At 49.9% G+C, this 13168-nt stretch carries 12 protein-coding genes and 1 rRNA gene (1 of these 13 only partly in view); 9 read left to right on the top strand and 4 right to left on the bottom strand.

Features of this window, described 5'->3' with window-relative positions; all coding sequences use genetic code 11:
• Together ACI49J_RS02505 and ACI49J_RS02500 are read left to right on the top strand one after the other, a co-directional pair.
• Window positions 1-627: ribosomal RNA gene (locus tag ACI49J_RS02505) — 23S ribosomal RNA — on the top strand (it extends 2431 nt beyond the left edge of the window).
• Between the two features lie 173 nt (window positions 628-800).
• Window positions 801-1568, top strand: a complete 768-nt coding sequence (locus tag ACI49J_RS02500; protein WP_240254603.1) for a DUF3782 domain-containing protein — start codon at window positions 801-803, stop codon at window positions 1566-1568.
• 251 nt (window positions 1569-1819) lie between these two features.
• On the opposite strand, the gene ACI49J_RS02495 is transcribed toward ACI49J_RS02500, so the two are convergent.
• Window positions 1820-2272: a hypothetical protein gene (locus ACI49J_RS02495; protein WP_240254605.1), complete on the bottom strand. Its 453-nt coding sequence runs from the start codon at window positions 2270-2272 to the stop codon at window positions 1820-1822.
• Window positions 2273-2301: 29 nt separating this feature from the next.
• Entirely contained in the window at window positions 2302-2646 is a 345-nt protein-coding gene (locus ACI49J_RS02490; protein WP_240254607.1) for a hypothetical protein, read from the bottom strand.
• 79 nt (window positions 2647-2725) lie between these two features.
• On the opposite strand from ACI49J_RS02490, the gene ACI49J_RS02485 reads away from it, so the two are divergent.
• The 7 genes from ACI49J_RS02485 (at window position 2726) to ACI49J_RS02455 (ending at window position 11328) form a co-directional block, all read left to right on the top strand.
• Window positions 2726-4069: a glycosyltransferase family 2 protein gene (locus ACI49J_RS02485; protein WP_240254610.1), complete on the top strand. Its 1344-nt coding sequence runs from the start codon at window positions 2726-2728 to the stop codon at window positions 4067-4069.
• Window positions 4070-4186: 117 nt separating this feature from the next.
• On the top strand, window positions 4187-5656 hold the full coding sequence (locus tag ACI49J_RS02480) for an MFS transporter (RefSeq protein WP_240254612.1): 1470 nt from the start codon (window positions 4187-4189) through the stop codon (window positions 5654-5656).
• An 80-nt stretch (window positions 5657-5736) separates the two neighbouring features.
• Window positions 5737-6366 (top strand): helix-turn-helix domain-containing protein, encoded by a 630-nt coding sequence (locus tag ACI49J_RS02475; RefSeq protein ID WP_048060141.1) that lies wholly within the window; start codon window positions 5737-5739, stop codon window positions 6364-6366.
• Between the two features lie 144 nt (window positions 6367-6510).
• The gene (locus tag ACI49J_RS02470) at window positions 6511-7953 is read left to right on the top strand and encodes an aldehyde dehydrogenase family protein (RefSeq protein ID WP_240254614.1); all 1443 of its coding nucleotides are present in this window, start codon (window positions 6511-6513) and stop codon (window positions 7951-7953) included.
• Window positions 7954-8019: 66 nt separating this feature from the next.
• Complete coding sequence (gene hpaD, locus ACI49J_RS02465; RefSeq protein WP_012021717.1) at window positions 8020-8964, top strand: 3,4-dihydroxyphenylacetate 2,3-dioxygenase; 945 nt, start codon at window positions 8020-8022, stop codon at window positions 8962-8964.
• Window positions 8961-10442, top strand: a complete 1482-nt coding sequence (locus ACI49J_RS02460; protein WP_240254616.1) for a 4-hydroxyphenylacetate 3-hydroxylase family protein — start codon at window positions 8961-8963, stop codon at window positions 10440-10442. The genes hpaD and ACI49J_RS02460 overlap by 4 nt, the downstream gene beginning before the upstream one ends.
• 31 nt (window positions 10443-10473) lie before the next feature.
• Entirely contained in the window at window positions 10474-11328 is an 855-nt protein-coding gene (locus tag ACI49J_RS02455) for a fumarylacetoacetate hydrolase family protein (RefSeq protein WP_240254618.1), read from the top strand.
• 341 nt (window positions 11329-11669) lie between these two features.
• On the opposite strand, the gene ACI49J_RS02450 is transcribed toward ACI49J_RS02455, so the two are convergent.
• Window positions 11670-12401, bottom strand: a complete 732-nt coding sequence (locus ACI49J_RS02450) for an SDR family oxidoreductase (RefSeq protein WP_240254619.1) — start codon at window positions 12399-12401, stop codon at window positions 11670-11672.
• A 5-nt stretch (window positions 12402-12406) separates the two neighbouring features.
• On the bottom strand, window positions 12407-13093 hold the full coding sequence (locus tag ACI49J_RS02445) for a TatD family hydrolase (RefSeq protein WP_240254621.1): 687 nt from the start codon (window positions 13091-13093) through the stop codon (window positions 12407-12409).
• Window positions 13094-13168 lie beyond the last annotated feature (75 nt).

The raw sequence follows: 13168 nt of genomic DNA, 5'->3' as shown, positions 1-13168 counted from the left end.
GGCGGTACAGAACGCCGCCGTAGAGTGCAAGGGCAAAAGCTGGCCTGACGAGACCCTTCAAAGTACGGGGTCTCGACGCGAAAGCGCGGCCTAGCGAACGCTCATGCCCCCACACGTGGGGGCTGGGCATGACAGAAAAGTTACCCCGGGGATAACAGGGTCGTCGCGGGCGAGAGCTCCCATCGACCCCGCGGTTTGCTACATCGATGTCGGCTCTTCCCACCCTGGAGGTGCAGCTGCCTCCAAGGGTAGGGCTGCCCGCCCGTTAAAGGGGAACGTGAGCTGGGTTTAGACCGTCGCGAGACAGGTCGGACTCTAAGGGTGAGGAGTGCACGCCGCCTGAGGGGAAGGTACTCCTAGTACGAGAGGAACAGGGTATCGGGGCCTCTAGTTTGCCGGTTGTCCGATAGGGCAGCGCCGGGCAGCCACGCCCTAGGGGGTAACCGCTGAAAGCATCTAAGCGGGAACCCCTCCCCGAAAAGAGGCGGCGGTGTATGCTGGCCGCAAGGTCAGCATGCGGGAGCCCTCCCCAAGAACAGGGGGTTGATGGGGTGGGGGTGTAAGCCTCGAGGGCGAAAGTCCGAGGGGTTCAGCCTGCCACTCCCAATCGGGCGAGTCCAGCGCAACGTCTCTAGGTGGCTGGGTGTAATTGGTCACAGCTAGCCTCTTCTCGTTTTCTTGTTTTCTTCTCTTTTACTTCACGTTTTAGTAGCGCGTGTTGACCTTTTCAAGAGGTTACATCCTCGTAGTTCTGTTTGTCGTTCATAATGTTTTATACCCTGCATCTCCAACTAACTTGTATGATATCAAAGGATGAGATACTGAGGCTGTTGAGGGAGGATCCCGACTTTAGGAAGCAGGTAGAGGAGATATTAGGGATTGACGTTATCCGCTCCGAGTATCAGGAGATGAGGAAAACCTTAGCTGAGATTGTGGCCTCACTAAGGGCCCTCACTGAAAGCTCAATGGCACAGGCCGAAGCTCAGAAGAGGATGGCCGATGGGATGACGAAGCTCGAGGCGAAAATGGTCGAGCTCGCTGAGGCGCAACGCAAGACTGAGGAGGCCTTAGCTACCATGACTCAATCGTTAACGCAGGTGAAAAAGGGACAGGATGAACTCGCAATGAAAGTGGAGAGAATGGAGAAAACCGTTAGCAACATTGGGAAAAGATGGGGAGAGGACTACGAGGAACTGGTGAGGGGCTTCTTTAGGGACTTCGTAGATCAGGAGGGGTTAGACTTTAGTTACGTGAACAGGTTTACCTACAAGGACAAGGACGGTAAATATGGTAAGAAGGGAATGAGGTATGAGGTAGATATCCTGGCTAAGAACGGCAAGGTTTACCTAGTTAAGGTCAAGTCCTTTGCCGAGAATGACGATATAGAGTGGTTTGATAGGAAGACCGACGTGATAATAGATGTCCTAGGGATTAAGAATTTCGTCAAACTCTTCCTTGCTGTCAGTGTTGATAAGGATGCATTGGAGACGGCGAAGGATCTGGGGATAAGGCTAGTTTACGGCGACATGTATGAAAGAAAGAAGTCAACCTCAGATAGTGAACTCTAGATTGTACTAGACTCAGAGTGCCTGCGATACACTAGGCCTTAGGAGCGGGAACGTGTCACAGAGGAGAGTTGACTTGATTCAGGCTTACGTTTAACGCTTATGTACTGATACGGAGAAAGAAGTTGATTTTTATCTCCACAAAAGAAAGCCTAGGTGAACTCAATGGACTGAAGAACCTTCTGGATCAAAACTCGTTAAGATGAGGGTTCCACTGACAGGGAGGGCTAAGGAAGGTGGGCCTTACCACGTGGCTAGGGCTCTTCTCGTTTTTCTTTCCTCACTACCCCAACAACAAGGATGACGCCTCCCACTACTCCAATCACCAACCCCAGGAGGCTAAGTATACCTAGGAGGGCGACCGGAGATGCCAGGTTAACCACCACTATCTGCACCTTTACGGGCGTGGTGTAGTTGTTGTTTACCAACACTGTCCCTGGTCCACTGGAAATCGCCACAAACAGGTTGTTAAACACGGACTCAGTTATCACGTTCCCCTGGATCTCAACGTTCAAGGGAATAGGCGGTGAGGCGGTCACGGTAATGACTTCTTCCTTGTAGGAGAAGCTCTGTTCCGCAATCTCTCCAGGTTGAAGTATTCCAGAGACCCTTAAGGTATTAAGGGTTATACCCACGGTTGAACCGAAATACATTACCACAGCCACGAGCAGTAGTATTAAACCCGCAAGGACTAGATTTCTTCTCATGTAGTAAGGTTCTATCCAAAGCTAATAACCTAGGATCTTGCACCTCGACCCCGGCCACCTGCTCCCCTCTCCATCCCAAACATCACTGAGAAGTTTGCCAGAACGCCCAGTGCGAGAAATAGGTGTACCAGGAGAATTACCTGGTTTAGAAATATTCCCAAAACCCCATTCACCAGTACAAGCCCCACGTTACCCAGGGACATTCTCCTTTCAACCCCTGAGGTTTTCCAACTGGAGATCAGGCAGACCAGCAACAATAACCCCCCAGACACCGCGTGAAGGGGCAAGGTTATGAGCCCTAGTCCAAGGAGGGCCCCATCCATTATCTGCAGTATTGATAGCCCCGCTCCCACGAAGAACAGCCACTGCCCCATTGACTCACGTATGAGATCTAGTTAATAACTTTGTGACTGTTTGGATAAACGTTAAATCTTTCCCTGCATTCTTCTAACTATGCAGATTTTATCCGAGATATTCGAAAATTTTACTGTTGACGTCTATAATGAAACTATCAAAGAATTGAAAAGAACCTCGAGATGGGAGTTCCTTGGGATGTTGTGCTCATCGCCCCTGATGGCGTTCCTCTTCCCTGGATGGCAGTTCAGGACTGCCCTGGATGCCGTGAAGTTGGGGTGGTACTTCGCCCTACCCAAAGTGGGAGAATTTGGGGCCTCCAAGCTCGTTCTCGAGAAAGAGAGCCCCTTCATTGATGTGGGTGACCTCAAGGGGTTTAGGTACGACGGGTTAGTTATCAATCAGGTTGTTACCTCAGGCAAGAATGTGAGGACCGTGGAGAGGACCGTGAAGTCCATTCATCACTGGTATGGCGAGGTGGAGAGGAGGTACTCTGTGAGGATACCCCACGAGGTTTGGATTGTAGTTGACGAGGGAAGGGAGGCAGGTTTGAGGGGGTTGGACGCTAGGATGGAGGTAGTTCCAGCGGAGTATGGGACGAGGAATGGGTCCATGTTTAAGGCTAGGGCACTCCAGTATGCCGTGGAACAGAGGAGAGGCACTGGATCGGACACGTGGGTTTACTACCACGATGAGGAGACCGTGTTTGGGGAGGACAGCGTCCTAGGAATTGCCGAATTTGTTCAAGGGGACAGGGACGTTGGGGTTCATCCCATAGTTTACCCGGTTAACTGGAGAGGGGATGTGTTATCCACGATTGAGACGTTGAGGACGTCCAATGACGTGGTGAGCCTTTCCCTGTCCCCCAGGGGGATGTGGCACGGCTCTGGTTTCATGGTTAGGGGAGAGGTGGAGAGGGAGATTGGATGGGACTTTGGCCCAGTGAGGGCTGAGGACCTCCTCTTCCACCTGAGGGCATCACGGAGGTTCAGGTACGGAGTGATGAAGGGTTTCGTGTACGAGATACCTCCGCAGAACTTCATGGACTTCATGAGGCAGAGGAGGAGATGGATACTGGGGATACTTGACGGGTTCAAGGACGGAAGGATGGATGTAAGGAATAAGGTGAAGTACCTTCTGGGTTTAACTAGCTGGTACTCCTCCGCGTTGGGTTTCCTGGTGCCCCTATTCGTGTATATGAGGGATGCAAGCGCACCTCTTCCCATTGGACCATATCTAACCGGGCCCATCTGGTTCACCCTGCTCCTCACGTTAAAGGACGGCTTTGTACTCACTAGGAGGTATGCTGGCCTCAGGGGACGGGACCTTCCAAGTTTCATGGTGAAGGGATTAGTAGGGCTCATGCTTGAGGCCATAGCCCCTTGGTATACCCTGTTTACAGGATGGAGGGATCACGGGTTCCACGTCATAGATAAGGGATAGTTACAAGACAAGTATTTGTAATCTTGAACTGATTTTCACTTTAACTTTAATGGTACTTCATGAAATCGGTTTAATTTACCTGATATTATTTTCCCGTTCAATTCCGCTTGAGTTGGAATGGAGGAGAAGAACGCATCTGAGATTATAGCCAGGCTGGACAGGTTACCAGTCTGGTCTCTTCCCGCCACCTTCATTGCTGTTTTAGGTACAGGTTTCCTTTTCACGTTTTTTGATATCTTTGATATTAACGTCTCATTTATCCAGACCGCTCTTACAACCTTTGGCGTGAGTTCGCCGTCATCTCCCGAGATCCCCCAACTACTTGGACCCGTAGTCCTCTGGAACCTGGTAGGGTATGTAATTGGGGCCCTCGCCTTAACTCCGCTAGCGGACAGATATGGGAGGAAGAGAATGCTCATGATTACCATGGCTATCACAGGGCTGGGGTCACTGTATAACGCGGTCTCTCCAGATTACCTGAACTATTTGCTCGCTAGGACCATTACAGGGATAGGTGTGGGGGCAGATCTAGCCATAGTTAACACGTATATAAACGAGGTATCTCCCGTAAACGGAAGGGCGAAGTTTACATCCTTGGTTTTCCTTTTCGCTACCCTAGGAGCGTTTCTAGGCCTATGGCTTGGTCTCCTGATCACTACTCCACCAGCGCCTTTCCCCCTAGGGCTTCCATTTGCGTTGGGGACAACCGGGATTTTCGCAACCTCTGGTTGGAGAATCATGTACGGAATAGGTTCCCTCCTCGCCCTGATAGGCCTTCTACTTAGGGTGGAGCTACCCGAGTCTCCGAGATGGCTTGCGTCTAAGGGGAGGATTATGGAGGCCTCAAAAATCGTGGAGAGGATGGAGGAGGCAGCTAGAAAGAAGATAGGAGAACTGCCTCCAGTACCGCAACACATTGAGGTCAAGACTATCACAGAGGTTTCATACAAGGAAGCCTTGAGGACAATTCTAGGGAATAGGGTTTACCTGAAGAGATGGATCATTGTAATGTCCATGTGGTTCTTTGGGTATATCACGGTGTATACAAACGCTGCAGGGCTAACCACTATTCTCTCGTCCTTAGGGTATCCATCATCCGAGGCAGGCATGATAGCATCGCTTGGGATACTTGGTTTCGTGGCTGTACCGGTTCTTCTAATCCTGTTTGGGGACAGGCTAGAGAGAAAGGTGTGGGTTCCAATCTCCGCGGTAATCATGTTGTTGGGCGGGGCAATCATGGCTGAGGCTGGGCATAACTTCTTCCTTGAGGTTTTGGGGGCATTTGTTCTCTTCTTCGGGAATAACCTGTGGATTCCCATCTCCTACGCCTGGACTACGGAAAACTTTCCCACAAGAGCTAGGGTTACTGGCTTCGGATTGGCCGATGGAATAGGGCATATTGGAGGAGGAATAGGTGCCTTCCTCGTGGCATTACAGATTGGTAACATAGTCTCTCATGGTGTAACAAGTAACACACCCCTAGAGGTGTTCATGTTAATGATATCGTTCCAGCTCTTATCCGCGTTGATATCCCTAGCAGGAATCAGAACAGCAAAGAGGCGTCTCGACGAGATATCCCCTCACTGATTCTTAACAATTATAATATTTTTAATACATATATAATAAGGAAAAGACTTTTAAAGTTCAAGTTGTTCATATAGTATGATATGGGATCATTAAAGATAATGACCATTTCAGTCCAACATGAGGGTTGTTGGACTAGTAATTTGGGCGATGTTGATGCGAGCACTGTGAACTACCAAGTTTATCCGGAAAGGGATTACCTTAGGTCAAGGATAACTGTTTACCCCAAGGATAAGTCTGTGGTCTTGAGAATGAAGAGGTCTAGGGGAGTGCTTAAGATTAACAAGGCAACCTCTTATGGTGATGTGTACTTTGTGGACTTTCTAAACAGGTATAGGGATTCCCTAGCCGGTTGGTTATATGATAAGGAGGTAATGTTCCTGTTTAATAGGATCTGGAGGGGAACTGAAACCTGGGGTTTCGTGATTCCCAGGGACAGGGTATCTGAGATATTGGGTGAAGTTTCCTCATATGGTAAACTGGTGAACTACACGCTGGAGGACTTCAAGCTCAACCTTGGCCCTAGACTATCTCCTGCGGAGAGGCGGGCGTTAAAGACTGCCTTTTCCAGGGGATACCTAGACTATCCAAGGAAGGCAGATGCGGACACGGTAGCCATGGAGTTGGGTCTCAGCAAGGTCACCTTCCTGCATCACCTGAGGAACGCGTATAGGAAGTTGACGGTACATTACCTTAACTCGGACTTGAGCTAGTGTCTTGTTAGGGTATTGTTGATGCGATACTACGGTTGATCTTATTGTGAGCTTGACGTGATAAGACAGGGAAAGGCAAGGTTCAATATGAAATCCGTATCATAAAAATCCTTTAGTTTCCAGGTATAGTATTATTTGGTTTCTATGATTCCAATTATTCTAGGCGGAGAGAAGGTAGTAACTCAGGCAAAGATAACCGTGATGGATCCGGGGAAAGGAAAACCCCTGAACGAGGTTTCCGTTGCTGGAAGGGAAGAAACGAGACACGCCATAGAGCTAGCTGACCAGGCCTTCGATCACTTCTCTAGGCTCGCATTGAAGGAGAGAACAAAGATTCTTGAGACGGCGGCTGAAATCATGGAGAAGAGGAGCGAGGAACTGGCTAGAACCCTGACAGCCGAGTCCGGGAAGCCCATCAGGGATGCTAGGGTTGAGGTAACTAGGGCAATCCACCTCTTCAGGTCAGCAGCGCAGGAAGCTAGACTAGTTCTTGAGGGAACTACGTTCAGGGTAGACGGATACGAGTATCCTCCCGGTAACGAGAGGAGAATGGTGATGTCTGTGAGGGAGCCACTGGGAGTTGTTGGGGCAATCCTTCCCTTCAATTTCCCGGCAAATAGTTTCGCACACAAGGTTGCACCTAATTTGGCGGTAGGAAACACTGTGGTAGTGAAGCCCTCAACCTCAACCCCCATTACGGGAGTACTACTCGGGGAGATCCTGTATGAGGCAGGACTTCCCAAGGGTGTGTTAAGCGTTCTGCCAGGGGGTGGAGATACCGTGGGAGCGGAGATAGTGGAGAACAGGAGGGTGAAAGGAATCACGTTTACCGGCTCAACTCCCGTGGGGACTTCCATTGCCTCAAAGGCCGTAACAACGGGAAAGAGGGTTATGATGGAGATGGGCGGATCTGATCCAATCGTGGTGTTCAAGGATGCCGATCTCGAGAGGGCAGTCTCAATATCCGTGAGGGCCAGGTTTGAGTATGCAGGGCAGAATTGTAATGCCGGGAAGAGGATACTGGTTCAGGAGGAGATTTACGAGAAATTCCTCAAGGAGTACGTGAATAGGGTGAAATCCCTGCGGGTTGGTGATCCCATGGACGAGAGCACTGAGATGGGACCTGTGATCTCGGCTAATGTGGTTAAAGACCTGGAGAACGCAGTGTTAGATTCCGAGACAAGGGGAGGGGTGGTTCACAGGGGTATGACGGGCACTGGTGGTTACTACTTCGCTCCCACGGTGGTCGAGAACGCTAACCTGGACATGGTCATCATGAAGAGGGAGATCTTTGGTCCCATTGCACCAATAGCTAAGTTCTCTGATTGGAAGGAGGCCGTGGAATTGGCAAACTCGACCGAGTATGGCCTGCAGGCCTCTATCTTCACCTCGGACTTGAAATTGGCACTAAAGATGAGCAGGGAAATCAGGTCCGGGGCAGTAATAGTGAATGACAGTACCAGGTTGAGGTGGGACTCCCTTCCTTTCGGCGGGGTAGGTCTCAGCGGGATAGGGAGTAGGGAGGGGGTGAGAAGTACCATGTTAGCCATGACAGAGGAGAAGCTGATCTCCTTGGACCTCTCCTAGGCCTGAAGGCGGATAGTGAAACCCCTTTCATCTTGAGTTTAAGAAAAACGTCTTCCCTTTTCACCTATGCTGGACATATTACGCGTCTCCCATGTAGTTTACAGGGTCACTGATCTGGACAGGGCCCTCTTTTTCTATAGGGACCTGCTGGGATTCGTGGAGACGGAGAGGAACGGAAATGAGGCCTATTTGCGTGGAGTTGAGGAGGGACAACATCACAGTCTTGTTTTAAGGAAGGCTGATTCCCCCGGTTTATCCTACGCCTCCTTGAGGGTGAGAAAACCCGAGGTTCTGGATCAGGCCAGGGAGAAGTTCGATGAGATTGGCATAAGGTACAGGAGAATGAAGGAAAGGGGAGTGGAGGAGGCAATCCTCTTTGAGGACCCGCAGGGTCTACCTATTCTCCTGTATCACGACATGGAGTATGTGGGAGATAGGAGGCTCAAGTTCCACGAGTACAGGGGAGTGACCCCTGTCAGGATAGATCACATCAATTTCATGGTAAGGGACCTAGACGTTGAGGTTGAGTTCTACACCAAGGTCTTTGGATTTACTGAGACCGAGACGTTCCTGGATAGGGATGGGAAAAAGATGGTCTCCTGGATGACCAAGATTGGTCACTCCCACGAGATTGCCATCGCCAGAAGTTCCAGGAACGTTCCGGGGTTTCATCACGCAACCTTCTACGTTCATGACGTGAGGGATATCATAAGGGCTGCAGACCTGGTCTCCTCGGCTCAACTTTGGGACAGCCTAGAGAGGGGACCTGGAAGGCACGGGGTTACTCAGGGGTTTTACGTTTACCTTAGGGATCAGGACAGGAATAGGATAGAGTTCTTCACGGGCGATTACTTCGTTCTAGATCCCGATAAGTGGAAACCCATAGCCTGGACCTGGGACCAGCTGAGGTACAGGTCAGACTTCTGGGGAAGGGAGGTGCCAGAGACCTGGCTCAAGGAGTGGGTTCCCGTGGAGGATATCACGGGTAAATTACGGGGGTGGAATAATTGATCCGAAAGGGAATAGATTTCATAAAAAGCATGAAGGAAGGACACCACGGAGAGATATACTATAATGGGGAGAAGGTAAGTGACGTAACAGAGCATCCCGCATTTAGGGCTGCCATACACACGGTCTCAGATTACTACGACCTTCATTGGAAGGATGAATACAAGGAATACCTGAGGGTGTATAACCCTGACGTGGGGGAGGAGACCAGTATAACCTTCTTCAGGCCAAGGAATAAGGAGGAGTTGAGAAGGCTGAGGATGGGGATAAGTAAGATCTACGACTTCTATAGGGGATTCTTCGGCAGGAGTCCAGATTACCTAAACGTATGGACCATGTTATTCTACGCGCATGCTGACGACTACTTCGGTAAGGTGTTTGGAAATAAGATGATGGAGAACGTGATAGAGATATATAGGGAGGCAGCTAAACAGGACCTTTTCTACACGCACGCCATTGTCGCCCCGATGTATGATAGATCCAGACCACCCTCACAATGGGAGGATCCCTACATACAAGTGGGTGTGGTCAGGGAAACCACCGAGGGACTCGTGGTGAAGGGCGCCGCGCTACTATCCACTGCAGGTCCCTACTCTGAAAGGTTGTGGTACCTACCCAATATTAAGAGGGACACCGACCCCAGGTATTCCGTGTTCTTTTCACTTCCTACGGAAAGTAAGGGTGTAAAGTTCATCTCCAGGAGGGGGTTCCATCCCAAGGAGGAGTTCGGCGAGTTTGAGTACCCGATTACCTCTAGATATGAGGAACCTGACGCCATTATGGTATTGGACAACGTTTTGATACCTTGGGATAGGGTGATCTTTTACAAGAAACCTGAGGAGATAGAGGGGTTCATGTGGCATACGGTGAACCTGAGGGGATGGTTCAACTGGCACTTCGTGATTCAGCACTACTCCAGGACGAAGTTCTTGGCAGGCCTGGCCATAGCCATTGCTGAGGCCGTGGGGATTAACAATTTCATCAACGTGCAGGAGAAGTTGGGAGAGATCCTAATCTACCTAGCAATGTATGAAGCTGGGATGGTGGCATCAGAGGAACTAGGGGAGCAATTACCTGGAGTATATAGACCGAATCCGCAGATAGCCATAGCCACTAGCTCCATGGGAATGAAGGCATTACCCAGGATAAACGAGATACTTAGGTCCATAAGCGCTGGATCTTCTATCCCCGTTCCAGCTGGAATTAGGGACTTTGAAAACCCCGAGGAGAGAGCTCTCCTGGACAAGTACCTAGCGTCCAAGGGGTTGCCAGCCCTAGAGAGGGTGAAGCTGTTCAATATTCTCTGGGACACCATAGGTTCTGAGACCGGGATGAGGTATGAGCAGTACGACAGGTTCAGTAGGGGAGATCCCACAATTAGGTGGGCTCAGATGTATACCGAGGTGTATAAGGACAGAAAGCAAGAGTTTGTGAAGATGGTGAGGGACATCATGGATCAGATGCCAAACCCTAAGGCATAATTTTTATCATGACAATCTCTATGTGATGGGGATGAAACTCGTTTCGTTTATTCAGGAAGGAGAAAGGAAGTTCGGTTACCTGAAGGGAGATTCCATTATCCTAACACAGGAACTCGCGGGAAAGGAAACGGGCGAAGAGGTTAAGGTTAACCAGGTTAAGTTAACTGCTCCCCTAGTTCCGTCGGCCATATTTTGCACACTGGTGAACTCGCCCAGGATGCTGGGTGTGGAGAACAAGGAGGAGGCCAGGGAGATGCTGGGTTCCCCAAAGTTCTTTCTGAAACTTCCGCAGTTGGTCATAGGACCTGGAGATACCATTCTGGCCCCCAAGTCTGGCGTGAGGCCTGAGGTCGAGATAGGGGTAATCGTGAGCAAGCCCCTCAAGATGGCCAGCAGAGATGAGGCTAGGAATGCGGTACTAGGTTACACTGTGTTTAATGACGTTACGGCTCCAGGTGAGATGAAGGAGGACATGTATTACGCGTACAGGCGAGATCCCATGGACGGAAAGGTGAAGAAGATGGCCGTGAGGGGATCCCATTTCAGGAACAAGAACAGGGACACCTTTGCCCCAATGGGACCGTGGATTGTGACTCCGGATGAGCTAAGCGAACTATCTGGGTTGACCATGAGGAGCATTTACGGTGATGTGGTGGTCCAGGAGGGGAAGACCGACGAACTAATCTTTGGGGTGGAGGACCTTCTCGTGGAGGTGTCCAAGGTGCTCACGGTCCCCAGGTTAAGCTTGATCTCAACCGGTACCATAGGTTACAGGGGCGCTGAAGAGGCGTCAGAGTACAAGTTTCAGGCCATGGAGGCCAACCTAGTTGTGGAGGTCGAGAAGATAGGTAGGCTGGAGAATCCGGTGAGGGTGGAGAGATCGTGATCTTAGCCGCACTACGCTTCGTATCAACACTCCTGAACTCCTCCCTCACAGGGGATCCGAAATCCTGTACTCAGTCTCTCCACAATCCCAACATAGGATCTAGAAAATTCCCATGATCCAGAGATCATATTCGAAGTCCCTTTCCCATATCTCAAGTCTCTTCTTAGGACGAAGGTCAAATACCAACTGTAGTTACACCAGTTACTGGTGATAAACCAGTGAATAGCTTTCACCCGCTCGAGGAAGATGATCCCAGGTTCATGTTTTAATCACGATGATGGAACTCGAGTTATGAAGCAGGTTTGCAGAAGTTAGAACTCCTCGTCTCTTGAGCGGGGAAGCTAAACAGAAAACTTGTCCACAAGCCTATAGGTTAACTCTTGCATTACATTGGCTAGCTTAAGGAAATAGGGATCTAGCTTGAGTTTAGAGGGAACGTAGATCTCTCTCTTCCCCGTTCTTATTCCCTTTAGAATTGCCTTGGCCACCTTTTCCGGTTCCACAGCGTACTTGGGTGTTATTTCCCTCCCCTTAAAGGATGGGTGAGAAGAGAAGTTGGTCTTGACGGGACCAGGGTAAACCCCAGATACCTTAACTCCGTACTTTCTGGCTTCAGCCCAAAGTCCGTTGGTGAAGCTAGCTAGTCCAGCCTTGGTTGCGGAATACACCAGGAGAACCGGAGAGTTAACGTAAGCTGCCTCAGACACCACATTAACTATGGAGCCCGATCTCCTCTTGACCATCACAGGGTAGATGCTTTTCGTGACGTATATTGGGCCCAGGAAGTTGGTTTTAACCATGTATTCCTCTTCCTCCAACGAGGTTTCCAGGAAGGAGCCATACACCCCAAAGCCAGCGTTGTTCACCACAGCGTCTACTTCCCCAATCTCGTTCCTCACCTTCGCGATCAGGGACTCAACCTCAGCCCTATTGGATACGTCTAGCCTGAACCTGTAGTCGCCAACCTCTGGCTCGGTCCTAGATGTGGCCACAACCTTGTATCCTTCCCTCATGAGAAGTTGTACCGTGGCCTTCCCTATTCCCTTTGATGCCCCAGTAACTAAAGCTAGCATGTGTCTCACTCTTGCGGGAGGATATTAGAACTTGTCCCAAATGCTTTAACAAAATTTCTCTCTATCATTCTCTCAAGTTCTCCCTCATCGACTCCCTTCCTCTTGGAAATGAATTGCAGTGCATCCTTCACCATGTTGGGCTCTAGAAGTCTTCCCCTGTACACGTAACCTCCGTCGCTTTCGGTGAGGATTATTTCCAGGGGAGCAACGTCGAGAATTTTCTGGTGCTTCTCCTGGAAGGTGACAGACGGGTTAATCGTTATGAAGTAACCTGCTCCCTCAATGTCCTTGAGGAGGGTTTGTGGGCCAGTATACCAGTGAAATATCGCCCTCTTTACCCCATGTTTTAACGCCAGATTGAAGGCATCCTCCCAGGCATCTAGGGCGTGGATGTTCACGGTCTTATCTGGGAGGAGAAACTCCTGGAAATACTTGATCTGAACCTCCCTACTTGCCTTAGATAGTCTGTAATCCAATCCAACTTCTCCTATGAAATCTGCCCTTTCCACGAGTTCCTTGACCCTCTCGAGTTCACCGTTACCAGCGTTCCACGGATGAATTCCGACACCTCGTAGGACCCCTCTCATGTTAAGGGTCTTCATTGAGGTCTTAAGGTCCATGGAGACCGCAGCGACTACCACGTTATATTTCCCGTCTAGCTCAGAACAGTGACAGTGGGCGTCATATAGCATGGGATTTACTCGGTTTTATCCATTTAATCTTAATATGAAAGCTGGAAAATATTTATAAATGGCAATATCTCATTC

It is taken from the genome of Metallosphaera sp. D4-4 (assembly GCF_046245145.1).
GTDB lineage: Archaea > Thermoproteota > Thermoprotei_A > Sulfolobales > Sulfolobaceae > Metallosphaera > Metallosphaera sedula.
Note: the sequence above shows the minus strand (reverse complement) of the source record. Positions and strands in the feature narration are given on the sequence as shown.

Excerpts from the sequence above, each read along its gene's own strand:
- ACI49J_RS02500 (WP_240254603.1), top strand. The coding sequence starts at position 801 with ATGATATCAAAGGATGAGATACTGAGGCTGTTGAGGGAGGATCCCGAC.
- ACI49J_RS02495 (WP_240254605.1), bottom strand. The coding sequence starts at position 2,272 with ATGAGAAGAAATCTAGTCCTTGCGGGTTTAATACTACTGCTCGTGGCT.
- ACI49J_RS02490 (WP_240254607.1), bottom strand. The coding sequence starts at position 2,646 with ATGGGGCAGTGGCTGTTCTTCGTGGGAGCGGGGCTATCAATACTGCAG.
- ACI49J_RS02485 (WP_240254610.1), top strand. The coding sequence starts at position 2,726 with ATGCAGATTTTATCCGAGATATTCGAAAATTTTACTGTTGACGTCTAT.
- ACI49J_RS02480 (WP_240254612.1), top strand. The coding sequence starts at position 4,187 with ATGGAGGAGAAGAACGCATCTGAGATTATAGCCAGGCTGGACAGGTTA.
- ACI49J_RS02475 (WP_048060141.1), top strand. The coding sequence starts at position 5,737 with ATGGGATCATTAAAGATAATGACCATTTCAGTCCAACATGAGGGTTGT.
- ACI49J_RS02470 (WP_240254614.1), top strand. The coding sequence starts at position 6,511 with ATGATTCCAATTATTCTAGGCGGAGAGAAGGTAGTAACTCAGGCAAAG.
- hpaD (WP_012021717.1), top strand. The coding sequence starts at position 8,020 with ATGCTGGACATATTACGCGTCTCCCATGTAGTTTACAGGGTCACTGAT.
- ACI49J_RS02455 (WP_240254618.1), top strand. The coding sequence starts at position 10,474 with ATGAAACTCGTTTCGTTTATTCAGGAAGGAGAAAGGAAGTTCGGTTAC.
- ACI49J_RS02450 (WP_240254619.1), bottom strand. The coding sequence starts at position 12,401 with ATGCTAGCTTTAGTTACTGGGGCATCAAAGGGAATAGGGAAGGCCACG.
- ACI49J_RS02445 (WP_240254621.1), bottom strand. The coding sequence starts at position 13,093 with ATGCTATATGACGCCCACTGTCACTGTTCTGAGCTAGACGGGAAATAT.